At 40.5% G+C, this 25,776-nt stretch carries 23 protein-coding genes and 1 tRNA gene; 6 read left to right on the forward strand and 18 right to left on the reverse strand.

Going from position 1 to position 25,776, the window contains the following annotated elements:
• Positions 1 to 19 precede the first annotated feature (19 nt).
• The 8 genes from WG989_RS16670 to WG989_RS16705 all read right to left on the reverse strand — a co-directional run bounded on the left by WG989_RS16670 (position 20) and on the right by WG989_RS16705 (position 9,068).
• Complete coding sequence (locus tag WG989_RS16670) at positions 20 to 583, reverse strand: YceI family protein (protein WP_340431140.1); 564 nt, start codon at positions 581 to 583, stop codon at positions 20 to 22.
• A gap of 10 nt (positions 584 to 593) precedes the next feature.
• The gene (locus tag WG989_RS16675) at positions 594 to 1,064 is read right to left on the reverse strand and encodes an OB-fold protein (RefSeq protein WP_340431142.1); all 471 of its coding nucleotides are present in this window, start codon (positions 1,062 to 1,064) and stop codon (positions 594 to 596) included.
• Between the two features lie 10 nt (positions 1,065 to 1,074).
• Entirely contained in the window at positions 1,075 to 1,434 is a 360-nt protein-coding gene (locus tag WG989_RS16680) for a hypothetical protein (RefSeq protein WP_340431144.1), read from the reverse strand.
• A gap of 11 nt (positions 1,435 to 1,445) precedes the next feature.
• Positions 1,446 to 2,159, reverse strand: coding sequence for a c-type cytochrome domain-containing protein (locus WG989_RS16685; protein ID WP_340431146.1), 714 nt, complete (start codon positions 2,157 to 2,159; stop codon positions 1,446 to 1,448).
• A gap of 267 nt (positions 2,160 to 2,426) precedes the next feature.
• A complete protein-coding gene (locus WG989_RS16690; protein WP_340431149.1) occupies positions 2,427 to 3,557 on the reverse strand; it encodes an efflux RND transporter periplasmic adaptor subunit in 1,131 nt (376 codons plus the stop codon).
• Positions 3,558 to 3,567: 10 nt separating this feature from the next.
• Positions 3,568 to 7,911, reverse strand: coding sequence for a CusA/CzcA family heavy metal efflux RND transporter (locus tag WG989_RS16695; protein ID WP_340431150.1), 4,344 nt, complete (start codon positions 7,909 to 7,911; stop codon positions 3,568 to 3,570).
• A gap of 80 nt (positions 7,912 to 7,991) precedes the next feature.
• A complete protein-coding gene (locus WG989_RS16700; protein WP_340431151.1) occupies positions 7,992 to 8,381 on the reverse strand; it encodes a hypothetical protein in 390 nt (129 codons plus the stop codon).
• Between the two features lie 81 nt (positions 8,382 to 8,462).
• On the reverse strand, positions 8,463 to 9,068 hold the full coding sequence (locus tag WG989_RS16705; protein ID WP_340431152.1) for a hypothetical protein: 606 nt from the start codon (positions 9,066 to 9,068) through the stop codon (positions 8,463 to 8,465).
• Between the two features lie 122 nt (positions 9,069 to 9,190).
• Here WG989_RS16705 and truB point away from each other — a divergent pair, with 122 nt between their 5' ends.
• Positions 9,191 to 9,895 (forward strand): tRNA pseudouridine(55) synthase TruB, encoded by a 705-nt coding sequence (gene truB, locus WG989_RS16710; RefSeq protein WP_340431154.1) that lies wholly within the window; start codon positions 9,191 to 9,193, stop codon positions 9,893 to 9,895.
• A gap of 7 nt (positions 9,896 to 9,902) precedes the next feature.
• Here truB and WG989_RS16715 read toward each other — a convergent pair whose 3' ends face one another.
• The gene (locus tag WG989_RS16715; protein WP_340431155.1) at positions 9,903 to 12,401 is read right to left on the reverse strand and encodes a BamA/TamA family outer membrane protein; all 2,499 of its coding nucleotides are present in this window, start codon (positions 12,399 to 12,401) and stop codon (positions 9,903 to 9,905) included.
• 3 nt (positions 12,402 to 12,404) lie between these two features.
• Here WG989_RS16715 and WG989_RS16720 point away from each other — a divergent pair, with 3 nt between their 5' ends.
• Positions 12,405 to 13,154 (forward strand): TrmH family RNA methyltransferase, encoded by a 750-nt coding sequence (locus WG989_RS16720; RefSeq protein WP_340431156.1) that lies wholly within the window; start codon positions 12,405 to 12,407, stop codon positions 13,152 to 13,154.
• 87 nt (positions 13,155 to 13,241) lie between these two features.
• Here WG989_RS16720 and WG989_RS16725 read toward each other — a convergent pair whose 3' ends face one another.
• Positions 13,242 to 13,868 carry an NAD(P)-dependent oxidoreductase gene (locus WG989_RS16725; RefSeq protein WP_340431157.1) on the reverse strand — a complete coding sequence of 209 codons (627 nt, stop codon included), beginning with the start codon at positions 13,866 to 13,868 and terminating at the stop codon, positions 13,242 to 13,244.
• A gap of 112 nt (positions 13,869 to 13,980) precedes the next feature.
• On the opposite strand from WG989_RS16725, the gene WG989_RS16730 reads away from it, so the two are divergent.
• Positions 13,981 to 14,397 carry a hypothetical protein gene (locus WG989_RS16730; protein ID WP_340431159.1) on the forward strand — a complete coding sequence of 139 codons (417 nt, stop codon included), beginning with the start codon at positions 13,981 to 13,983 and terminating at the stop codon, positions 14,395 to 14,397.
• A 54-nt stretch (positions 14,398 to 14,451) separates the two neighbouring features.
• On the opposite strand, the gene WG989_RS16735 is transcribed toward WG989_RS16730, so the two are convergent.
• The 7 genes from WG989_RS16735 to WG989_RS16765 form a co-directional block, all read right to left on the reverse strand.
• Positions 14,452 to 15,453 (reverse strand): hypothetical protein, encoded by a 1,002-nt coding sequence (locus tag WG989_RS16735; RefSeq protein ID WP_340431161.1) that lies wholly within the window; start codon positions 15,451 to 15,453, stop codon positions 14,452 to 14,454.
• Positions 15,454 to 15,481: 28 nt separating this feature from the next.
• The gene (locus WG989_RS16740; protein WP_340431163.1) at positions 15,482 to 16,111 is read right to left on the reverse strand and encodes a D-glycero-alpha-D-manno-heptose-1,7-bisphosphate 7-phosphatase; all 630 of its coding nucleotides are present in this window, start codon (positions 16,109 to 16,111) and stop codon (positions 15,482 to 15,484) included.
• A 3-nt stretch (positions 16,112 to 16,114) separates the two neighbouring features.
• A complete protein-coding gene (locus WG989_RS16745; protein WP_340431165.1) occupies positions 16,115 to 16,699 on the reverse strand; it encodes a D-sedoheptulose-7-phosphate isomerase in 585 nt (194 codons plus the stop codon).
• Positions 16,700 to 16,783: 84 nt separating this feature from the next.
• A complete protein-coding gene (locus WG989_RS16750) occupies positions 16,784 to 17,914 on the reverse strand; it encodes a glycosyltransferase family 4 protein (protein ID WP_340431167.1) in 1,131 nt (376 codons plus the stop codon).
• The gene (locus WG989_RS16755; protein ID WP_340431168.1) at positions 17,911 to 18,852 is read right to left on the reverse strand and encodes a glycosyltransferase family 2 protein; all 942 of its coding nucleotides are present in this window, start codon (positions 18,850 to 18,852) and stop codon (positions 17,911 to 17,913) included. The genes WG989_RS16750 and WG989_RS16755 overlap by 4 nt, the downstream gene beginning before the upstream one ends.
• 8 nt (positions 18,853 to 18,860) lie before the next feature.
• Positions 18,861 to 19,403, reverse strand: coding sequence for a DUF4199 domain-containing protein (locus tag WG989_RS16760; protein WP_340431169.1), 543 nt, complete (start codon positions 19,401 to 19,403; stop codon positions 18,861 to 18,863).
• An 8-nt stretch (positions 19,404 to 19,411) separates the two neighbouring features.
• Positions 19,412 to 20,677 (reverse strand): dihydroorotase, encoded by a 1,266-nt coding sequence (locus WG989_RS16765; RefSeq protein ID WP_340431171.1) that lies wholly within the window; start codon positions 20,675 to 20,677, stop codon positions 19,412 to 19,414.
• Between the two features lie 121 nt (positions 20,678 to 20,798).
• Between WG989_RS16765 and WG989_RS16770 the strand changes: the two genes are divergently transcribed.
• The 3 genes from WG989_RS16770 to WG989_RS16780 all read left to right on the forward strand — a co-directional run bounded on the left by WG989_RS16770 (position 20,799) and on the right by WG989_RS16780 (position 23,297).
• Positions 20,799 to 20,872 (forward strand) — tRNA-Pro (locus WG989_RS16770).
• Positions 20,873 to 21,216: 344 nt separating this feature from the next.
• Entirely contained in the window at positions 21,217 to 22,362 is a 1,146-nt protein-coding gene (locus WG989_RS16775) for a glycoside hydrolase family 43 protein (RefSeq protein WP_340431173.1), read from the forward strand.
• A gap of 290 nt (positions 22,363 to 22,652) precedes the next feature.
• Positions 22,653 to 23,297, forward strand: a complete 645-nt coding sequence (locus WG989_RS16780) for a murein L,D-transpeptidase catalytic domain-containing protein (RefSeq protein ID WP_340431175.1) — start codon at positions 22,653 to 22,655, stop codon at positions 23,295 to 23,297.
• 74 nt (positions 23,298 to 23,371) lie between these two features.
• Here WG989_RS16780 and WG989_RS16785 read toward each other — a convergent pair whose 3' ends face one another.
• Positions 23,372 to 25,771 (reverse strand): hypothetical protein, encoded by a 2,400-nt coding sequence (locus WG989_RS16785; RefSeq protein WP_340431176.1) that lies wholly within the window; start codon positions 25,769 to 25,771, stop codon positions 23,372 to 23,374.
• Positions 25,772 to 25,776: the final 5 nt, after the last annotated feature.

A 25,776-nucleotide genomic window follows, 5' to 3' on the forward strand; every position in this document is an offset into this window, starting at 1 on the left:
TGATTTGGGAATGAAGTGTTTATTTAGCAGGTAACGGATCAAGCAAACAATTCACAATGATCTTTGCCGATGTAGAGACCTTATCCGCAACCAAACCCGGTATACTTATTTTATAATCGGCAAGTAAAACAGTAAACACAGATGTTGCAGCGATCTTGCCATTTTTAACAACAAGTTTTCCATTTGCTTCAACATCTTTTGTAATTCCATGCATGGTTAGTTTTCCTTTTACAGAAACAGGATACTCTCCATTTGTAGCATAGCTAATGCTGCTGTTGTTGCTGATCTGACCCTTGAATTCTGATTTAGGAAATTGATCGCTCTCCACATAATTTTCATTGAAGTGTTCCTGCATTAATGCCCGCTCAAATTCAAACCCTTTCATGGTAACGGAGAATTGCAGATTACCGGTTTTAGTATCAAGCACACATAAAGTGCTTTTATGAATGCCTTCAACCTGTTCGGGAGAGCCGGGAGAAGTAGCATCGAAATTGATCTTCCCTGTTTTTGTAAAATATTTGTCTTGTGCAGAAACAATTCCTGCAAACAGTAAAACAATCAGTAACCAACTTATCTTTTTCATATCTGCTGATTTAATGTGAAATAGTTTCTTTTTGAATGATGATGCACCTGTTCAATAACACATCGGCACCTAGCCCCAGTTCATCTGCGTTAAAGCCTGTACAAATACCTTTGACTGCAACGGGTGCATAGATCTGCAGATTATTCTTTTCAATCGGAAATAAAGTATCAATACTGCATCGTACTGATGAGGGAGAAGCACTGTTACCTAATACAACTGTAATGTATCCTTTATCATCTGTATCTATTGTTTTCAGCAGCCCATCAACCTGCAGCACTTTTCCGGAATACTTTTCTGTTGCTACTTTTTCGTTTTCTGTAAACTCCTGAATCAGTGCATCGGATGTTAGTTCATATGCCGCATCAAGTTTGTCAACATTTTCTGTTTTACGGTTGTATTCCCTGTAAGCGAAATAAGCAGCAATTGACCCAAGGATAAGAATAAGAAGTAAACTGTTTCTGAAGATCGTTTTCCTTTTCATAATGACTTTATTAATTGGCAGGTGTTCCTGCATCGATCCATTGTTTAATCATTGCAATTTGGCAGTTGGTCATTTTCGCTGCGCCTTTTGGCATTGCTGAAAAGCCAGCTGTGTGACTTATGCTTCCATAAAGTTTCCCGTTTGTTGCAAGCGTTTTATCTGCTGTATAAGTGCCCATCATGATACCTCCACCGGTTGAAGCATTCAAATGGCAACTGTAACAATGTTGTTGCAGTAGCGGCACAACTTTTTGCGAATAGGATGTTGCGGTAGTATCACAAATACCACTGGCAGGATATAAAAGATCTGCAGCATCGTAATAACAGGAACTGCTGAGAATAATTAAAACATAAATGATGATCCGCTTCATACGGTTTTCGTTTAATTGTTGAGCATACCTGCATCGATCCATTTTCTGATCTGTTTGATTTCACAGTCCGGCATTTTCAATCCTCCTTGCGGCATAGGAATATAACCTGCAGACCAATTAATGGAACCATAAAGTTTGCCATTAACACCTGCTGCTTTGATCGCTGTATAAGTTGACAGATCAATTCCCCCTCCCAGTGATGCAGGATTATGACAGCCTTGGCATTTGTTTTGAATTAAAGTTTTGATTGCTGTGCTGAATTTATAATCAGTTGTATCACATCTGTCGCAGGCGTTATTTCTTGCACCTTGATTGATCCATGTACGGAGTTTGGCTATTTGTTCAGTTGTCCATGCCGGCATTGGAGGAGGGGGCATGCGTTCATTATCTGTTTTAATGATCGTTTTGTAAATCTTGCTTTCTGATGCATTTCCGGCAACGATATAATTTTTAATATTGTTGTAAGTAGACAGATCGATCCCTTCTTTATGCGTGATGGCATCATGGCATCCTGCCATAGCACAGGTAGAACTGATGAGTGGATAAATATCATTGGCAAAATAAACTGAGTCGTTACTGCAAACACGACCAACGGTGCCGGGTATACCGGAAACCCCACCAGGATTACCATTGTCGGGCGGCACCGGAATTTGATGCTTACATGCATTTAAGAGCAAAATAATGGACACAACAATACTACTCCCAAAGAGCATTGTTTTTTTCATGTGCTAATTGGTTTATAATTACCGTAATAAAATTTCAATTACCATACAGCAAACTGCATTGGTATTGACTTTAAACAGAAATAGAAAGTTGGTGGGGAGTGTTTCAATCCTTAATACGCAGGTACACATTTTTTATTGTACATGGTATGTTTAGATTTTTATAAAGGTACAATAATAAATAAATGAACTAACCCAATGTGACATAAGTCACATTGGGTTAGTGTTAAAAACTACTTGAATGAAGTAACAGAGTATAATAAATTAAGATCAATCCTCTGCTTTATTTTTTAAACCCATCAGCAACGTGTAAGCGCCTTTACCTACCAGTCCTTTTTGCTGGAGTGTTTCGCCGTTCAAAATTTCGGTGAACCCATTTTCGGTAATTCCGGTTTGCACTTCCAGCATTTCGAATTCTTTGGCTGCTGATTTTACAAACACATAGTTTTTGTTTTCGAATCGAACAATGGCATCTTCGGGCAACACCCAAGCTGCGTTGCTTTTTACTTCCACTTCTGCATTCATATAAGTACCGGGAATGAGCGTTTTATCATAGTTATCAAAATGGCAATGTACTTCGGTACTGCGATCGTCACTTAAGTCTTTGCCGATAAGCAATATGTCGCCGGCATGCTTGTTGGTGGGATCGTTATTGGTATATGCAACCAATTTCTGACCGATGAACAGTTTATTCACGTCTTTTTCAAATACCGTTAATGCCAAATGAATATCGGTTGGGTTGATGAGTTCAAACAACACATCTGTTGGAGCTACATATTTACCAATATTCACATTCACTTTTGAGACATAACCATCAATGGGAGAGTAGATCGGTACACTCCGGGTTATCGTTGTTTCATCCAGTTTGGACAGGGCGATCCCTGCCAGTTTTAATTTTTCAGCCAATGCGCTGATCAATACTTTCTGACTTCTGAATTCAGCTTCGGCTTGTTGATACACTTTATCGCTGCTGGCTTTGCTTTCGTTGAGTTCTTTTTGTCGAAGGTATTCGGCTTCCAAAAAACCAATTCTTGCTCTTGCCGTTAAGTAATCCTGCTGCAATTGAATGTATTGCTGATCTTCCACCATACCAATTACTTCACCTTTTTGCACATGCATACCCGGCAGCAACTTGGTTGATTTAAGATAGCCGCCTAATGGCACACTGATGGAAACAATATTCTGCGGCGGCACATCAATGCGACCATTCAGTTTCAACACTGAAGAGATGGAGCGTTGTTGAATCGAAATAATTTCCAATGCTGCATTTTTTAATTGTGCATCAGTAAGCGTAATGCGGCTTGATATTATTTCAGTTGCTTCGGTTTCTTTTGCTGCATCTATATTACTGCAGGAAAAAAGTGTGAGAAGGAGTGCTGTTAGAAAAAATGACTGTTTCATTCCTTTTCGTTTATTGATTGTCATAATAATTGAGTTGAATGATGCTTTCGTTGAGATTTCGAACAGCATCGATATAATCATTTTTTACAGTGGTGGCCTGGTTGATCAACATGAACCATTCCAGATAATTGATAAGTCCACTGTTGAATTGCTTATTGGCTGTTTCAATAATCGTCGTTGCATTTTTTACAGCAGTGTTTTCAAAATAATTGACTGCTTCACGGTATTGTCCATATTGCGTAAGCGCCTTTTGGTAATTGCTTTGCAGCACTTGCAAACCGATAGCTAACTGATTTTCCGCCACCTGTTTACTGAACTTGGCACTATTGATCTTTGCTTTTTGCGCCTTTGCAAAAACTGGAATACCGACACCAACCTGTACCGATTGAAAACGTCTTGCACTGCTATAGTATTTGTCGTCGGCACCAATACCGGTAATACTGCTGCTGAATAAACCCAATGATAACTCCGGTAATAATTTCGATTGCTCTGCCCGGATGGTTGCGTCAACTATACGTTCCCGTTGCTTCGCCAGCATGATATCAGGGTGTTGTGATAATTCAGCAACAGTTGGTTGATAGCTGATACGAAAAGGAGCAGAGGGTTGAAGACTGTTTGTTGTGTTTAGCAATACTTGAAACTGCAGTTGTAACAAAGCACGGTCGTGCAACAGTTGTTTACGTTGCAATACAATTTGCCCGAGCTGTGTTTCAGCCGTTGTTTTTTCCAGAATATTACTTTCACCTTTTTGCAAACGTAATTCGGTGCGTTTATAAAAAGCAGTAAACAAACTATCGGCATACAGCAGCAACTGTTCTTTCTCCTGTAAATACAACAGTTGATAGAACACTGATTTTACCTGTAGTTTCAGTTCTTTTTCTTTTACAGCAGTTGACAGCGAACTGTTTTTCCATTCTTCCCGAAGTAACTCTTTTTGACTGCTGTACACTTTTGGAAAACTGAAACTTTGGGAAAGACCAAATCGTGTATCCGTATAAATGCTGTTGAATTGTCCGGCTTCCGCATGTACTGTTGTTTGCGGTACCACTGCAGCCGATGGAATGAGCAGTTGTTTATACTGTGTGATCAGTTGTTCATTCTTTAGCAATAAATTATTCTTTACTGCTGTATCAATAGCTGCCTGCAAGCTGATGGGTGTTTGTGCAGTTGCTGTTCCCTGCAACAGGAACAGGAGCAACAACAAACTCATCAATCCGGTTTTGTTTTTCTTTTTCATCTTGATTCCTTTTTCAAAAACGATGTACAATACAGGTAAAACAAAGAGTGTGAGAAACGTTGCGATGATCAAACCACCGATCACAACGGTCGCCAATGGTCGTTGCACTTCTGCACCGGCACCATTGCTTAATGCCATTGGTAAAAAACCAAGCGATGCAACAGAAGCCGTCATCAACACCGGACGTAAACGGATTTTAGTACCCATCAATACAATGCGTCGCACATCATCCAATCCATCTTTTCGCAAGCGATTAAATTCAGCGATCAACACGATGCCGTTTAACACTGCCACACCAAACAACGCAATGAATCCAATGCCAGCACTGATGCTGAATGGCATACCACGTAACGCAAGAAATAAAATACCTCCAATAGCCGATAGTGGAATTGCAGAGTAGATCAACAAACCTTGTTTGACCGAGCCAAATGCAAAATAGAGCAGTACAAAAATCAACAACAATGAAACGGGAACTGCGATCATTAAACGTTGTTTCGCTTCGTTCAAGTTTTCAAACGAACCACCATAGGTAATAAAATAGCCGGTTGGTAATTTTAATTGTTGTTCTGTTTTTTGTTGCAGTTCGTTGACGATACTTTGCACATCACGACCACGAACATTAAAACCAACAACGATGCGTCGTTTGGCATCTTCCCGTTGAATTTGATTCGGCCCTTCTTTGATCTCCACATTCGCTAATTGATATAACGGGATTTGTGAACCGGAAGGAGTGGGGATGAGCAGTTGCTGAATATCTTTTACATCTTTTTTCTGATCACCTTTTAAACGGACCACAATGTCAAATCGCTTTTCACCTTCAAATAACATCCCTGCACTTTGTCCGGCAAGAGCGGTGTTTACGATCTTGTTTATATCGGCAATACTCAAATTGTATTGTGCAATAGCTGCACGGTTGTATTGAATAATGATCTGTGGCAATCCATTCACTGCTTCCACATACAAACTCTTTGCGCCTTCAACAGAGTTGATGATCTTTCCAAGCTTTTGTGCATACATCGCCAATGTATCGAGGTCTTCGCCAAAAATTTTACACACCACGTCCTGTCGTGCACCCGTCATCAATTCATTGAAACGCATTTGAACGGGGTATTGAAAACCGGTTGTAATACCAGGCACATCTTTCAACGCATCACCCATTTTTTCTGCCAGTTCATCAAAGGTTTTTGCGGAAGTCCATTCTTCTTTGTCTTTTAAGATCACCATCAAATCACTCGCTTCCATCGGCATAGGATCGGTGGGCACTTCACCACTGCCGATCTTGGTTACAACTTTCTCAACTTCCGGAAATCTTGTTTTAAGAATATGCGCTGCCTTCTGCGTATAGTCAATGGTTGTTTGCAGATTACTTCCTGTCAACACACGTGTATCAACAGCAAAATCACCTTCTTCCAATGCGGGAATAAATTCACCACCGAGTGAACGAAGGATCAAGATTGACGATGCGAATAATAGTAATGCTAAAGCCAGAACTGTTTTTGGAAAATTCAGGACCTTGTTCAACGCACCCTGATAAATGCGTTCCAGCCAGATCATGAACTTATCGGATAAGTTCTGTTTGTGATGGATCGTTTTGCTGAGGAACAATGCACTCATCATTGGAATATAGGTAAGCGAAAGAATGAACGCACCCAATAATGCAAAAGCAACAGTTTGTGCCATGGGTTTGAACATCTTTCCTTCAATACCCTGCAACGTGAAGATGGGAAGATAAACGACAAGAATAATGATCTGTCCAAACACCGCACTGTTCATCATTTTACTGGCGCTGTGATTTACTTCAGCATCCATCTGTTCACCGGTTAACCGATACGTACTGTTGAATTTTTTACTGTGACTTAGTTGATGCATCACTGCTTCAACAATGATCACGGCACCATCTACAATCAACCCAAAATCCAATGCACCTAAACTCATCAAATTGCCACTCACACCAAACATATTCATCATTATAATGGCGAACAGCATGGCGAGTGGAATAACTGATGCCACTAAAATTCCCGCTCTGAAGTTTCCCAAGAACAACACCAAAACGAACACAACGATCAATGCACCTTCCAGCAAATTCGTTTTTACTGTTCCAATTGCATGACCCACCATCTTGGTGCGATCAAGAAAGGCTTCAATGACCACACCTTCCGGTAATGTTTTTTGTATTTGTGCGATCCTGTCTTTTACATCTTTGATAACGGCGCTGCTGTTAGCACCTTTCAACATCATTACCACAGCACCCGCCACTTCACCTTCATCATTGAACGTCATAGCGCCATAACGGGTGGCATGACCAATCTTAACATCAGCCACATCACGAATAAATAAGGGAGCGCCACTGGTTGTACGTTTGATCGCAATGTTCTTAATATCTTCTTCGCTTCCGGCTAATCCTTCACTCCGGATGTACAGCACGGTTGATGCCTTTTCAATATAGGCGCCTCCTGTGTTTTGATTGTTCTTTTCCAGTGCAGTAAATACATCGTTGATGTTAATGCCGTATGAAAAGAGTTTTGCGGGATCTACTTCAATACTGTATTGTTTGAGTTTACCACCAAAGCTGCTTACCTCTGCTACACCTTGTACACCCAACAACTGACGTCGTACGATCCAATCCTGAATGGTGCGCAATTCCGTTGCATCGTATTTGTTTTCATATCCTTTTTTGGGGCGAACAACGTATTGATAAATTTCACCAAGTCCGGTTGTAACAGGTGCTAACTCCGGTGTACCGATCTCAGGAGGGATAATGGATTGTACTTTTTGCAGACGCTCAGTTACCTGCTGTCTCGCCCAATACACATCGGTATTATCATCAAATACAATCGTAACCAGTGATAACCCAAACCGTGAAAAACTTCTGATCTCGATCAATCCCGGAATATTGTTATTCACCTGTTCAATCGGGAAGGTGATGAGTCGCTCAATATCGGTTGCTCCATATGATGGCGCCACAGTAATAACCTGCACCTGGTTGTTGGTAATATCGGGCACTGCATCAATCGGCAGCCTTGTAGCCTCATAACTGCCAAAGCCAATAAGGCCAATAACGAGTAAGCCAATGATCAGTTTATTCTTTACAGAAAACTGTATGATCGCATTCAACATATCCTGCTGTTTTTAAACTGTAATAAATACAGCATACTTCACTCCGGTGGAGAAAAGTTTATTGCCGTTCAAAAAAAATATCAGCAGGAAAACTTTGGCGGTTGCCAGATCGAGGAGAGAAAAACAGTATTTGTAAAATCATCATTCGGAATGAAATGATGTTTTGCTGTATAAAAAAATGTACGGGGAACAAGAATATAGATCGGCGTTGGCTCAAACACACTCAACACTGCACCGGTGTACCCGTTTTGCGATTTGAATGGTAATTGCTGATCCTTGCTGTAATCAAGATCAATAATATCCTCATCGTTGTAATGCATTGCGAGGAACTGTAAGAGGCGGAGCGATTTGTTCTCAGCTTTGTGTTCTGCATAGTGTTGTATCAGCAGCGGAAATTTGAGCAACTGCCGTAACTCAGTAGAAGAGATGAGATACACCCCCAAAAATAATATGCAGATCGCCTTTTTCAACAGATCAAAGATATTTTAAAAATCGGTTTTATTAGAGTGATTTGACGGATGGTTTAGAATAGTGATCAAATAAAGTCCATTTCAGGAAGCTTTTGTAAACCGTTCCCGGCAAAAAGCATTCATTTCATCCATTTGTAATTCGCTCAGCACAAGGGCCGTTTCATATTGAATAAATTGATTCTGCACGGTATTGATAGAAACAAAATCGTTTTTGATCACCATATTCTCAATATTCTTCCATTCAATTAAACGCTCTTTGAGATTGTTGGGTGTATGTACCCCTTTTTCATCGATCTTGACTTGGCAAGGTTGATATATTTTTCGTTCAGTATAAAACAAGAGGAGTAAACCAGCTCCACCAAAAAACTGAAGCAAAGCCCTGAGCATATCGTTCTCACTAACAAAATGCCAGGATGCGTACAATAGCACTGCTGCACCCAGCAATCGGAACATTCCATTACTCCAACCCTGGTTCAAAACCATTCGCTTACCCGCAAAAGCGTATGCAATGATCATAATAGCAGCCGCTACCTGTACAACAATAAAAAACAAATGTGGTGTGGAATTATGAAAATCGCCCCATGCATTGGCGATCATTAAAAAACCTGCCAGCAAATGCAACAGGCGTGCTGCTTTTTTTTGCTTCTCAAATGGCTCAAAGAAAATAGGAATGTGGTAAGTATTCATAACAACGTAAAGATACAATTAAATGAATGGAAGCAGGTGAATGTACTGCGGGGATAAGAATGAAATGGCAGTGAATAAGCCGACAGTTTACTTACAGGAGTTCCGTTACCTTTGCCCACTACATGAAACAGGAAGTACAAACAATTTTTACAGAAGGGCAGGTATTGCTGGTTGACAAACCAATCGAATGGACATCGCATGATGTAGTGGCTAAAGTGCGGAATACCATCAAAATAAAAAAAGTTGGTCATGCCGGTACACTTGATCCTTTGGCAACAGGGCTGCTGATACTCTGCACCGGTAAGTTCACCAAGAAAATAAATGAATACCAGGCACGTGAAAAAGAATATACCGGCACATTTACCATTGGAGCTGTTACACCTACTTACGATCTTGAAAGTGAGCCCGAACAGTTGAATGATTATTCGTATGTAACAGAAGAACTCATCCACGAAAACACCAAACAATTCATTGGTGATATTATGCAGGTACCACCCACACATTCTGCAATTAAACGGGATGGGAAACCTGTGTATTTGTTGGCAAGGAAAGGTGTGGATGTTGTGCTTGATCCCCGGCCACTGCACATCAGCGAATTTGAGATCACGAAAATTGAATTACCTGTTCTTCACTTTCGTGTTGTATGTTCAACAGGCACCTACATACGCAGTTTGGCACATGACTATGGGAAAGCATTGGGCTGTGGCGCTTACCTGAGCAGTTTACGACGCACAAGAATTGGTGAGTTTACAACCGAGCAGGCGAAGAGTTTACCGGAAACGTTGGAATGGATAAAAGAACAGAAACAACAGTACGAAAATTTATAATCAACTGCTACCAATTGAACGGATAACCAATACCCAATGAGATATTGATGTTTTCATAACGCCAATTACGATTGGCATCGGAGCGGCCAAACAAATTGGCAACACTTATTTTTGGTGCACGCCATCCGTTGTTTGACAACACATAAGGGAAGGCTGGATTTTTCAAACGATAACCAACATCAACACGTATCATAAAGAGTCCGACAAAATCCAAACGCAAGCCCGTTCCCACACTTACACTCAGATCACGATACAGATTTTTGAAATTTAAAACAACCGTATCGTTGCCTGCATTTCCTTTATTCCGAAAGTTCCAAACATTACCGATATCGGTAAACAAAGCGCCTTCCAGTATTAACGAGTTGGGCCAGATACTTAAAATTTTATAACGGTACTCAGCATTGGTTTCAAAAATAATATCGCCGGAACGACTGAAGAATTGATTACGTCCTGTACGTATATCAGCAGGGCTTGCACCGGGACCAATACTCCGCAAAGGCCATGCACGCATACTGTTGGGGCCACCACCTGCAAACTGTTTGAAGAAGGGCATACTTGATGTATCGTTATCATACAAATAGCCTGCGCCTGCGGCAGCACGGAACACCCAACGGGCCCATGTGCTGGAAGGTTTTAATATCTGGTATTTTACTTCCGCATCCAGTTTTACATATTCAAATAACTCTTTATCAAAAAGAGGAATTACTTTTTTTAAACGGCCGAACAATGCGCCTGATTCTTCGAAATTAACACGCATGCCTGCCACATGATTATCACGCTTTTTGATTCGGATCTGCGGGCGTGAAAAGTTTGCATTGAAATTTCCCAACACAAACCCCTGGTTAAACGAATTGCGCAGAAACGGATTTGCATCCAACTGATCTTTGAATGTTTGTGAAAGATCATACAGTTTCACATATTCAACATTCAACGGACTCAAACGCCAAATAGCATCCTTTGCCTGAAACTGCCAGCCAAAGGTTGAGCTTACAGAGGTAATGGCAAATAAACCATTCTGGTTAATATTGCGATCGATAAATGAAAGATTGGTTGTAAGAAAGGTTTTACGGTTAAGCCATGTTCTGCTTTTACGTGTAAACAACCAACGGGGAATACGTGGTGTACTCAATGAATTACTGAATGCTAATTCAGTTGCCTGTAACCCTGAGTTGATAGGAGGTAAGCCTAATTCAATACCTGCACGGATGTTATTGCTCATTTGAATTCCCTGCTTGGCAATATTTCTGTCTTGTAAACCAAAATTTACACCAAAGCCAATGAGATTACCGGCTGTACTCAATGCAGATTGTACCTGGTTAAATACACTTTCGATATTTGTACTGAATGTATAACGTTTGTAGGGGATCAGGAAGAGATCGTAATCAATTTTAGTGGAATCATTCACTGCAATTTTTGGTTGAATGCGCACCACCTGCCATACATTCAGTTTATTGAGTTCATCAGCTGTTTGATTCACTTTTAAAGCGCTGTATAAACTATCGGTTCGTAAACGCAGATTGCGACGAATAAATGCCGGCTTGAATTTCCCTGCTTCAAAACGTATACTGATATTGTTCCGTGTACTGTCGATAAAATTGGTTGAGTCAACATTTGATCCGCCTTTGTATTCCGGGTAAACAACAATGTTTTGATTGGTAAATTGCTGAAACACGTATGCATTGGTAGCTGGCTTGGTACGGATGTACACATTAATAAGCGGATTCTTTCTTCTTTCCAACGCTTCGGCAAATACTTCAAACTGCCTGATGGGGTCAAGTGCAAGATTGGGATCCAGCAATGCAAGGAACACCGTATCTACATCGGCATACAATGCATCTCTCGTCATGTTATAATATCCATTATTACGATAGAGATTCACCAGCCGGTTCATTTCTCTTGAGATCAATTCTTCCGAGAACGGATCGCCTTTCTGTAAATAACTTTCCGATTGGTATTGCCTGGTAAGCGCTACAATTGGTTCGATCTCCGCACGGTTCGAATCGTTTGGGATCAGTGCAATGGAATCTATCCTGAAAACGGGGCCGGTTGTAACTGTAAAAGTTGTTGCTACACGAATCTGCAATTTATCCGGATTATTGTTGTAAACAGAATCCATTTTATAGGCATACGAAGCTTTCCCATTGTAATACCCCATGGTTTTTAAAAACACCTCCATATTCTGTGCACTTTGCAACGCATAGGTGGTATCAAATGCAGGAGGGTTTTCAAGTCGTTTGAGAATTACGTAGGAATTTTTAACCACCGTACGCATACTGTCATCTAATTGGTTGAACAAACCATCAATTAGTAAGCTGCTGTTATCCTTGTTAAGTTGATTTTTTTCGAGCTTGATGTCGTTGAAATAAACAAACGGCTTTCCTTTAGGAAAATTCTTTACTTTGGTATATTGCCTCCGGGTTGGTTTTTTGAACGCTCCGCAGGAGAGAAAAATCTGCATTGCAGCCAAACTGAATAATATGGTGATGGTAACCCGGGTGAAGCTCATAAAATGATTAAATCGATGCTCAGTAAAAACGAAGCCAAATATATCCAAAGTTTAGGCCATAAAAAAAGAAGAGAGGAAGAAAGGCTGTTTTTAGTTGAAGGTAACAAAATGGTAGCTGAACTGATGGAACGTTATCCGCAACAAATTGTTCGCTTATACGCCACCGAAACCTTTTACAGCAATAACCCTGCTACAAATCAAGTTGCCCAACACACTGTTGTTACTGATGATGAATTAACTCGCATCTCTCAACTGCAAACGCCTAATCAGGCATTGGCTGTTGTACATTATTTTCCGGAAAAAGAGTGGGAGCCTTCAAACGATAGCTGGACCCTCGCATTGGATGGCATTCGTGATCCCGGCAATATGGGTACCATCATTCGCATGGCCGATTGGTTTGGCATCAACAGCATTATCTGCTCGCCCGATTGTGCCGACATCTATAATCCCAAAGTGGTGCAGGCAACCATGGGCAGCATCATGCGTGTATCGGTTATTGAAAAAGAGCTGTCTTCTTTTCTTTCCGGTCAACAGTTGCCCGTTGTTGGTGCTGTATTGGGTGGCAAAGAACTGGCCTCATTTGAATATCCAACAGCTGGCATCTTAGTGATTGGAAATGAAGCAAACGGGATAAGGGAAGATGTTCAATCGTTACTCACCGAAAAACTGACGATCCCACGTTTCGGTGAAGCCGAATCGCTGAATGCAGCTATTGCTACCAGTATTTTTTTGTGGGAGTTGAAAAGAGGATAGGGTCACGGATTACACTGATTTTAACAGGATAAAACGGATTAGGATATCAGTTAACATCCGTATCAATCCGTGTCATCATTGCTTCAATCAGATGGCGGAAATTCCAACCCTGCTTTCTACAAATTCATTTCGCTCCAGTTCATTCAACATAAACTGAGCAAGATCACCTGCATTGATGTGGTTTGCATTTGGTGGCGGATAATCTTTCCTTATACTATAGCTTCCGGTTGGTCCATCATTCATGATATCCGGACTGCATACAAAGGTCCAATGTAGACCCGACGCCTGCAAATATTCATACGCCTTGCGATGTTCAATACCAACAGGTAAATATTCTTTGGGATAATCTTGCTCATCCATCAGCATTTTTTCATCGGTGCTGTTCAATACACCCATTCCGCCGAGTGCAACGATCCGTTTAACATTGGCTTTTTTCATTTGCTCCACAATGTTTTTCATACCAAGTGAACGTGCTTTATCGGTTCCGTCGAATGCTCCGCCAATAACACTTAACACTGCATCACAACCTTTCAAGGCACGCAGCACTTCACCGGCATCGAACAAAGCTCCTTTCACCAGTTCAAGCTTTTCATCTTCAATTTTCAGATCAAACACGTTACGTCCGTATGCTTTCACTTCATACCCACGCCACAGCGCCTGCTTTACCAATTGAACACCCACTTGCCCTGTAGCACCAAATACGATCAGTTTCATATCAATTTGTTTAGCGAATACAATTTACAACTGCTGGGGGTAATTATGTTAAATTTTGCACCGCAGTCAACCTCTGGCATAGTTTTTCAATCTTTGCAGTAAATCACAATTTTTGAAACATTCCCTTCTGTTGCTTTCGTGTGTTTTCTCCATTGGTTTTTTGCAGGCGCAAAAGATCGACAGCCTTTTTTTCAACTTGTATACTGATAGTTTAAAGAAAGGCTCCTGGAACTATATAAATGTAGATGCGAAAATGAGCGATGGGAGATATTTGCCGCTTACTACCGATCAATTGCAGTTTAAAGTGAGTAATGGAAAACTGCAAGGCAATAGTGTATGGATCGATTGGACATTCCCTGATGATTCCGTAGTTGTTGAGGTTGTATTGAAAAAAGATTTCTCTGTAAAACGAACGATCACGATCTGGATCAAAAAGAAAGATGAGCAGATGAATGCAATTTTGAATGACTCACTGCTAAGGCAAATCAACGACCGTCCGAAAACACCAACAAAGAGAAAGAAGAATTAACTACTTAAAAATATTTGATCCCTGAAAACGATTGGGCCGCTTTATGCGGCCTTTTTAGTTACCGCCTGTTTTCTTTTTAACCGGAGGTTTTGCGGCGGGTTTCTTTACAGCAGGTGGAGGCGTTGTTGCTGGTTGTTCTAAACCCTCACCAAACTTTAAGCGGTTATTAAAGTCAATCGCTTCCGGAATAGGAGCTTCTCCATCTTTCAACTTAAAGTCGAATACTTTATCGATGTGGAGCCATTGCCCGTTGGTCCATTGAAAGCCCTCGTAATCTCCATCAGGAATTAATGTATAACGTTTGCCGGGCTCGTTAGTTTCAGAAACAAGATGATCGAAGATGATCATGTCTAACTCTTCATCATACTGCACTCTTGCCCGTCCGTCTTTCTTATACTCCAGTAAAAAACGATTCATCGCAGGTTTCGGAACAGAATCCTTTACAAACGAAAAAGCTCCGGGCATTCCAAACACAGGTGAGCCATTTTCATCAAACGATAATACATCTAACCATTTCTTTGTTGTACGTGTATCGTTTTCATCGTACCCGAATAAGGTGTAATATTTTTTCCCGTTGTGTTCTTTCTCTAAGATCCTGTAATACACTGCACCGATCCACCACATATTATTTGCAATAGTGTCGGTATCGTTTTCAATAAATTCATTTGCATCACGCAGCGGAATAAATTTCTCTCTTCCTTTTGGTGTACGTAACTGGATAAACCCTTTCTGGCGACAATAATCATCATCCTTTACTACCTGCCAGGTAAAAATGCGGAAGGAACTATCGGGACTGTAAACTTTTGAAATTGTCTTTAGGGAGTCAAACGGAAAGAGATAGGATTTATCCTGGATCAACGCTCTTACAAGAATACGTGTAAAGTTACTGTCGCTGCGAAAACGCACTGCTGCATCCTTTCCACGAACGATCTCATAACCAAAACGCTTGAGTGAATCTTCACGTAATTTGAATTGCTTTACTTCAGCAGGAGTGAGTTGCTGTGCCGAAGAAGCAAGCGCAAAACAAAGGCAGAAAAGGGTAAACAGTTTTTGCATGAAAGATATTAACTGATTTGGGGCAAAGTTATTGTGTTTGAGCCTTGCTCACGAGTGCTGTGGCAAATGCTAACAAATCTTTATACTGCGCATCTACGGTTGAAGGATCAGGATTTTCTGCAGGACGGGTGGGGAGATAAACGGTGAATGCACCGATCTTCCGTCCAAACCACATATCGTTGGGCATATTACCCACCATGATCGACTTGCTGAAATCAACCGCCGGGAAATCTTCTTTTGCCTGGTAGGCCATGCCGGGGTTTGGTTTGCGGTTGATGTGTTTGTTATCTGTTTCAGGACAGAAATAAATTTTATCGATACGGCCATTGTTTGCAGCAATCTCCTGCAACATGTTTGTATGAATTTCCTGCAGATCATCCAGCGTCATTAATTTCTTGCCGACGCCAGCCTGATTCGTTACCACAAATATTCGTGGAAATAATTCTGACAATTGTTTGATGGCTTCTATTACACCTGGCATGAAATGAAACTCATTCCAGTTTTTGATATAATCGCCCACCACATCTTTGTTGATCACTCCATCACGATCGAGAAACAAGGTCCAGTCTTTATCGATCAATGGTAATTCCTTATGTGGTAAAGGCATAAAGTAAGCTGTATTTGCAGGATGATTTGTAGGTAGTGATGTATGAATCATAGATCAACCTTTTGCAGCGAAGTAACGTTCTTCTACCAATTGACAAATGATATGTCCCAACATAATATGACTTTCCTGAATGCGGGGTGTTGTAATGGACGGAACATTGAACAGATAATCACTGAAGGCTTTCAGTTTTCCACCGGTTTGTCCGGTAAAGCCAATGGTGATCATTCCTTTTTCCTGCGCTGCTTTAAATGCTTCAATAATGTTGGGTGAATTGCCCGAAGTTGATAATCCAACCAGCACATCACCTGCGTGACCAATTCCTTTGATTAACCTTGCGTACGCAACTTCAAAACTATAATCGTTTGCAATGGCTGTTAAGTACGATGTATTTACATGCAATGCTTCGGCAGGTAATGCTTCACGATCTAAATAAAAACGACCACTGAATTCGGCTGCTAAATGCTGCGCATCGGCAGCACTGCCGCCATTACCACAGAACAACACTTTCTTTCCTTTTTGAAAAGCAGTTACCAGCAAGTCGCTGATCATGTCCAGCTTTGCAATCACGGTTTCATCTTGCAGCAAAAGTTGCTTCACTGAAATGGAATCATGGATGATCTGTTTGATCTGTTCACTCATAGTGTAAAGGTAAATGAAAAAGCCGCTGGCTGTTCGCCTCTAGCTACTCGCAAATGCAAAAAGCAGTGAAAGCATGTGATTCGTTTATACCGATGCCGCCAGTTGTAAAACAGCAGCCGTCATTTTATCCCAGCCATATTTCTTTTTTTCTTCACGAAGATGTGGCAAAAATTGTTCGCTGCCTGTTTGCATGTATTGCTGCATGGCCGCTGTAATAGAATCAACTGTTGGCTCGCAAACCAAACCAACTTTACCATGCGGTACAAATGCAGGTAAACCTCCAACATTGGTAACGATCATCGGTATTTCAAAATGATAGGCGAGGGGAGTAACGCCGCTTTGTGTTGCATTTCGATATGGTTGTACCACGGCATCAGCAGCACAGAGATAATATTTTACTTCACTATCTGCAATGAATTCTGTTTTAAGAATGAGATCATCTCTTAATTGAAGTTGTTCGATAAGATCATCGTAAGTTTTGCGATCTTCGTAAAACTCACCTGCAATCATCAATTTACAATTGGCAATTTGCAATTTTATCAATTGCGCAAATGCTTCCAACAACATATCAAGTCCTTTGTATTTACGGATAAAGCCGAAGAACAGAAACACAAATACTTCCTGATTGATACCGAGGTGAGTGCGTGCTTCCTGTTTTGAAACTGCATTGCCAAACACATCATACAACGGGTGTGGTTGCAGCACGGCTGGTTTTGTTTGGGTGAAGGAACGCAGATCGGTCAGCACTTTTTCACTCATGGTGATGAAGGCATCCACCGGTTTAATAAAATATTTCGTGAATGCATGATCGCCGAAGCGTTTTTCATGCGGCACCACATTATCTGCTATGCAAATAATCTTTGTATGCTTATTTGATTTGATGCGGCGAAGAATGGTGCCCAATGCAGGTCCCATTAACGGCAGCCAATAACGGACAACTACCAGATCGGGTTTCAGATTCTTTAGTTCGTTGCCAACTGCTAACCAGTTTAATGGATTAATAGAGTTGACTTTAATGTTGATGTTGAGATCAGCAGGTGCCGGTTCAGATGAATATTGTGTGGTGCCCGGAAATAAAAAATCCGGGTATTGTAAACTGAATGAATAGATGGTTACATCATGGCCTTCGTTTTGAAATTGACGGGCAAGACGTTCGTTAAAGATCGCAATGCCGCCACGTAAGGGATGTGCCGGGCCGAGGATCACTATTTTCATAACCCTGCTTTGTCTTCTATTAAATAATTATTCCGTTCAGGCGAATTCCGGCCGATCAATTCACCAATAAACCCAGCAAGGAATAACTGCGAACCAATCACCATCGAAACCAATGCAATAAAAAAAGTAGGGCGATTGGTGATGGAGAAATTGCTATCTACAATTTTCGATACAATGAGATACCCACTTATGATAAAACCAACAAGAAAGAAAATGGTACCCCACAAGCCGAAAAAGTGCATGGGACGTTTACCGAACTTACCGACAAATGTGATCGTTGCCAGATCAAGAAATCCATTTACGAAACGATCCCAGCCAAATTTTGTAACACCGTATTTTCGTTTACGGTGCTCCACTACTTTTTCACCAATTTTTCGAAAGCCCGACCATTTGGCCAGCACCGGAATATAACGATGCATTTCGCCATACACTTCAACACTCTTCACCACTTTACCGTTGTACGATTTCAAACCGCAGTTAAAGTCGTGCAATTTAATGCCGCTCATTTTACGGGTGGCGGCGTTGAACAATTTCGAAGGAATATTTTTTGTAAGTGTATTGTCGTAACGTTTCTTTTTCCAGCCACTAACCAAGTCGTAACCATCGGTTACGATCATTTTATACAATTCAGGAATTTCATCCGGGCTATCCTGCAAATCAGCGTCCATAGTGATGACCACTTGTCCTTGAGCAGCTTTAAACCCTTCATTCAAAGCTGCAGACTTACCATAGTTACGTTGAAATTTAATGCCTTTGATGCATGAGTTTGCAGCACGAAGTTGATTGATCACATTCCATGATTCATCTGTGCTGCCATCGTCGATCAAAATAATTTCATACGATAATTGTTGCTCTGTAACTACACGCTCGATCCACGCACATAGTTCAGGTAACGACTCTGCTTCATCTTTCAGTGGTATTACAAGGCTCAGGTTCATGAATGAATTTACATGGTTTGTGGCATTTGATTCTCCGGATTCTTTTTACGGACGATCAATGCAATAATAAGTGAGAACAGGAAATAAATAAAGCAGCTGAACGCAAAGCCTAACATCACACTGCTAAAACTGAAATTATCTTTTTTATTGGCTTCATCAAGTGCTTTATCGATCTGATCCTGCGATGCGCCAAAACGTTTCATCATTTTCTCCGACATTTCAAGCGAGGTTTGCTGCATCGCCTGCTTAAACTCAAGATCAATAAAATTCAACAATACGTATGAAAAAATGCTGACAGCGATGCCTGTAATTACAAATACTCCAAAGCTTGTTTTCAACGCCTGTCCAAATTCAAGATAACCTTCATTTCTTTTTTTAACAGTAACACAAGCCAGCACGGCAAATACAATAGGGAGAAGGTTGAGTGCAAAGGCAAGCGGGCTAACCATTAGTTTTACACCACCAAGGTATAAAGCAATGTATGCGATCACACCAACAGCTGCTGATAATAATCCATATTGTAAAAGCGGGTTTGTTTGTTTTGCTTCCATAAAATTGTTTAGTTAAGTTTCAGTTGATTGTTATTGATGATGCCAACCACTTTTCCTTTTAGTTCCCTGCCAACAAAGGCAGAATTCTTTGATTTGGAGCGGATGTCATCTTCTGTAAACACATATGTCGCCTGGGGTATGAACATTGTTACATTGGCAGGTTCACCTTCTTTTATCAAAGGCATTTCCAGATCCAAGACCCTGCGTGGATTAATGCTAACCAGTTCCACCCATTTTTCGGCACTTAACTTCTCGCCAAACACAGCGCCCATCACACCATAACTTGTTTCCAAACCGATCATTCCTGCTTTGGCATATTCAAATTCACAAACCTTGCTATCGTATTCATGCGGCTGATGATGCGATGCAATACAATCAACCGAACCATTCAGCACCGCAGCTTTCAACGCATCACGTTCGGTTATTGCACGAAGAGGCGGGTAGAGTTTGAGGTTTGTATCATACGTCTGCAAATCTTCATCACTGAAATATAAATGAGCGGGTGTAACCGAGCATGTAACTGCAATGCCGCTTTCTTTTGAACGATTGATATATTCTAAACTTTTAGGCGATGTAACACCTGTAAAGTGCAGTTTTGATTCTGCATAACGGGTAAGCTTAATATCTCTTGCCACCTGTATCTCTTCGGCAAGGACCGGTTTACCGGGCAAGCCCAATCTTGTACTCACAATTCCTTCATTGATCAGTCCATGTGTACCAATGGTTTTATCATCGGGTATCTGTATTACTGTACCATTGAATGCTTTTACATACTGGAGTGCCTTGAGTAATAAACCTGCCGATTGCACAGGATGAACACCATCGGTAAATGCAACTGCACCTGCAGCTTTCATATCATACATCTCCGCCAACTCTTTTCCTTCAGTTTGTTTGGTGACGGAACCCAATGGATGAATACTTACGGCAGCGTATTTCGAACGCTGCACCAAATACTCAACCTGGCTTTTGCCCGATACAACGGGGTTTGTATTTGGCAAAACCATCACTTCTGTAAAACCACCGGCTGCCGCTGCATCCATCCCTGTTTCCAGTGTTTCTTTGTATTCGTAACCGGGGTCACAAAAATTGACAAACAGATCCACCCATCCCGGTGAGAGATGGAGATTTTCATGTTCAATGATTTTGTCGGCTGAACTGTTTTGTAATTGTCCAATTTGTTTGATCGATCCGTTTTCAATCAAAACATCCTGTTGCGTAGAATGAAACGGAGAAGCGGGATCAATAATGTGTGCCTGCCTGATGAGAATGGTCATGTAACGGGTTCAAGTTAATGCGCCGCTAAGATCGTTTTTTTTGATTGATTTTGTGCCAAATAGATTTAAATCTTACATTTGCTGCCCGCTGAAATCCAGGGGTGGATTTCTATTTTTTGTTCGGGACGTAGCGCAGCCCGGTAGCGCACTAGCATGGGGTGCTAGGGGTCGCAAGTTCGAATCTTGTCGTCCCGACTGAATTGAAAGCTTCACTGAAAAGTGAGGCTTTTGCTTTTTGTAATATGCATATTCTTATTGAACGGTTGCCTCTCACGCAGAATTACGGGAGGATTGTCCCGATCGTTAACACTTGAAAGATCTGTAACATAAAACCAGTAAAAGATTGTTACAACAATTCAAACCGCTTCTCTTAAAAGAATCGACAAACCCGGTTAAATAAATTTGATACAATTATATTTATTTAAATTCCTAAAGGTGGGGTGGCAAAATTACTTCTTAACGATTTGGAGGAATTTACAGTGCGATTTGGAAGTCAATGAAACAATGAATTATCCGTCATCATAAAATAAATTCTCAGCATGAAAATAGCTCCTCTATACAGCGCATTTATATTGAGCTGCATGTTTTTAAATGCACAGACATCAACCAGTATAAAACCGGGTAGCATTTGGTTAGACAATAACGGAGTGCATATTAATGCGCATGGTGGTGGTGTTTTATTACACAACGACATCTATTACTGGTTCGGAGAGCATAAAACAGAAGGTGAGGCGGGCAACCGTGCGAATGTCGGAGTGCATGTTTATTCATCGAAAAACTTAAGCGATTGGAAAGATGAAGGGATAGCGTTAGCAGTTGTGGAAGATACGACCAATTTATTGGTGAAAGGCTGCATTATTGAACGTCCAAAAGTGATCTACAACAAAAAGACAAAAACCTTTGTGATGTGGTTTCATCATGAACTGAAAGGACAAGGATACAAGGCTGCCTTAACAGGATTGGCTATTAGTGATAAAGTTACCGGGCCTTATCGATATATAAAAAGCGTTAACCCCAACGCAGGCTACTGGCCTTTACACTTTCCGGATGCATTTAAAAAAATTGATCAGGAACCTACGATTGCAGGCATTGGTTTGCAAAAACCTGAAGGACAAAAAATAGTTCGTGAAGGTTATTTTGTTCGCAGGGATTTTACAAAAGGACAAATGGCACGAGACATGACGTTATTTGTTGATGACGATGGAACAGCTTACCATATTCATTCTTCTGAAAACAATCAAACTTTACATATTTCAGAGCTTACCGACGACTATCAGAACTTTACTGGAAAATATGCCCGGGCATTAGAAGGAAAAGCCAATGAGGCGCCGGCAGTTTTTAAAAAAGACGGTAAATATTATTTGATAAGTTCCGGTACAACAGGTTGGAAACCGAACCCTGCCCGGCTAGCAGTGGCAGATCATCTTTTTGGTCCGTGGCAGGAACTGGGCGACCCAAGCAGAGGTGACGATATGCAGGTAAAAACAACCTTCTGGTCGCAGAGCACTTTTATTCTTCAGGTAGCAGGAAAAAAGAATGCCTTTATCTATCTGGGTGACCGGTGGACACCTGAAAATGCTATCGACGGAAGGTACGTTTGGTTGCCGATTCAATTTGAAGATAACAAACCTGTTCTTCGTTGGTTTGACGAATGGGATTTGACGATGTTTGATAACAGGCAGTAAATGTCACTACATTCTTCCCAATGGCTATTTATCCAATTTTTAAAAGCTTATATCAATTAACAGACATCAGTTCTACTGCCGTCATGCACGAATGTGAGAGATCTTCACGACCAACTAAAAAGATTATTCATTTTTCAGGAATACTTCAGTTGAAAATAATCGATAAATTTTAAAACATATGGCTTTGATAAACAATCAGCAACACTCTTCAGTTTTATTTAACATTGATCCAATACTTATTCATGTGGATAATTGTTTAGCTGGAATCTAGTTCAGATTAAATAATAACCATGACCCGAACAGTCATCCTTTTTCTGAGCCTTATTACAATCTGTACATTCATTCTCGTTTGGTTAAATCTGAAATCAACAGGAAAATCTTCAAAACATGAAACCAATCCTGTTGCATCGACCAATAAGGCATTTGACGCAACACAAAAAGCTTTAACACGCAAAGCAAGTACTGCAAAGGAATTTATAAAAAACAATCGCTACAACGAAGAATTCTGTTTCCTGATCGATATGAAAATACGTTCCGGCTCTAACCGCTTTTTTGTATATGATCTGAATCATGATTCCATTCTCAATGCAGGCACCGTTACACATGGCCGATGTAATGAGCGATGGTTAAGCGGAAGGAAATATGGAAACGAACCCGGCTGCGGCTGTACCTCCTTGGGCAAATACAAGATCGGCAAACCGTATATGGGCAGGTTTGGATTGGCGTACAAACTCTACGGACTTGATTCAACCAACAGCAATGCGTTTAAACGATACGTTGTATTACATGCGCATGATTGTGTACCGAATGATGAAGTTTTTACTGAAATATGCCAAAGCGATGGATGCCCAACTGTATCACCAGGCTTTTTAAAAACATTGCAACGATTGATCAACAGTTCGGAGAAGCCTGTGCTGTTGTGGATCTATGAATAGGAAAAATAAAACTTCCTTCACTTTAACCTTCTTCGAAATACATTTTAGTTGTTCAGACTATAACAAGTTGGTTATTATTTTTTAACCCGGAATTGCAAAACCTTATCAACTGTATTCCCATTTTCAGAAAGTCCCTGTACAACAATCACATAGTTACCTGGTATGTCTGAACTGTAAAAACTAATATTGGCTCCACCTGCGTCATCAATAACAATATTCGGTTCCCACAAAAGTACATTCCTGTAATCAGGAACACGGCTTTCGTATTGCTCCTTCAATTCATATACAGGTGAAAAGAACTTTCGTTGTAACTGAAGGCCCTCATAATCCATAACTGTAACATGCGGATCAAGCTCAAATTCCTTAAGATCGCCATTATACGTAACCATATTTACGATCCCATTGAAAAGAAGATTCTCATAATGATATTTCCGTTCAATTACTTCGAGCCGCTCAACATTTAATGGATTATAGGATATTAATTTGTTGCCATTAAATACCGGCACACCATCGAGTAACACCAACGGATCGTTCTCCATAAAGAGTTGATCATTGATATTGTAAACTGAGAAACGACTATTGTTGTTTGCTTTTTTTACTTTGATCTCCCGTACGTATTCAATCATTATTTCCTCCATAGTAGTAAACCGAACATACTTATCAAGTGAATATGTGATATCAGATTTGAAATAAAAGGAGGAGGTATCAATGGTGGTCGAGAATTGACTGTATTTGCTTTTATGATATGCACTCTGGACCTGCAACTCTTTATGCCGCTTTATCAGATCCTGTGCGGGAATAGCATTTGTTAAATGAGAGGGTAACTTTCGGCTTGAGAACTCCATTGAAAAAGGATTATCGATCTCAACATTATACATGTTATTCTGCGCTGTATTCGTTTGAACAATAATTTCACCATCATTATAAAACTCAGGAACATCGAATTTTATTTTCCCCTTTTCATCACTCACAGCAGTATGCAATTGAATTCGCTTTCCGGGTACTGAAAAATACACAGGGATATCCTTTACCACATTGCTTGAACCAGATTGAACAACTCTTCCCGTAACAATATGCCCACTTACTTCAGGCAAAAATTTTAGTGCTGGTTTCGGGTTTTGAAGAATTTCATTCCACTCGAATCGTCGCCACCCATGTGTCAGCATTAAATTGTCCATCGCATCGTGTACTTCCGGTGTATTAGCACTAAAATAATACTGTGGAGATTCGATTGTACCTGTAAGATCAGAATTGAGCCACAAATAATTAGTAATTGTCATTTCGTCGATAGGTTGCAAAGAATCGATGCGATAAACAGCCATCGACATTTTCGTTTTATCAACCTCATTGTTTTTGCCATTTGTCGAAATATTGATATTCACTTTTGTTCGGATACCATATTCTAAAGAATCGGCCTTGATGGCTAACTGTAATTGTTTGGCAGGGTATACAAAATATAACCTTTCACAAACAGGTTTGTTGCCAGCGTCAAAAAGTGTGAAGTGAGTGATGCCATCACCCAATTTGTTGGTCTCAATTAAAAACTCTGTTTTGCCGTTTTGAAGCTTGGCAGCAAGCGAAAACTTTATTGCGTTACGGGTATGGGCAAATAATAAAACCGGACTAAATGCAAGATCATTGCCGTTACTGCTAACGGCAATTTTAAGTTGCTTTCCACCCACTTTGGTGAGTTGTATTGCATAACCATTTGTATATGCCACCGGGAGTTTTTCCGTAATTATTTGGGCGGAAGGCATTGTTACTACTGCTTTGTATGTATTTCCCGGTTCAGGTTTAAAAAGAAAATATCCAAGCCCAAATTGGCTGGTTTTAAACTTTATGATTGTATCATTTGCCGCATTAAGGATAACGCCATTTGCATTTATCCCCTTACCATTTTCGTCAACAAATCGAACAGCTACTTTACTCTCGATATTATTTACAAGATTTCCTCCTTCAGGAAAAAACTGCAGATCAAATTTGCGGATGGGGGGCGGCACAGCTATTTCATCTTGGTTCGATGAATTAATAATTGTAATTGTTTTTTCGAAATAATGATCAACATTAAAATTTTTCATCAAGTTCGTATAGGCTCTTAATTTATAGGTACCGGAATTTAATGTCACAGGCAATTGTAACGAACCATTACCATCACCTTCAGCAAGCATCAGCTTTGTTTGTATTACAGCACGGTTGTTCTTATCAAGAACTTCCACATAGGCCAGCTTGCTGATATCGATCGGCTTATGAAAAATTGCGTCAACATTGTAAATTTTGAACCAGCAGAGTTCTCCCGCCAAGTAGATATTTCTATCTGTATGTAGAAATATTTTCTCCTGTAAAGCAGTTTGTCTGTAGATCTCAAATTGCTGTACTTGTGCTTTTGATCGAACCACGCTAAAAACTGCAATAACAGAAAGCACAGCCGCAACCACTATTCCTCTTGTAAGCCTTACATATCTCATCCTATCCATTTCAA

This window comes from Lacibacter sp. H407 (assembly GCF_037892605.1).
Lineage (GTDB): Bacteria > Bacteroidota > Bacteroidia > Chitinophagales > Chitinophagaceae > Lacibacter.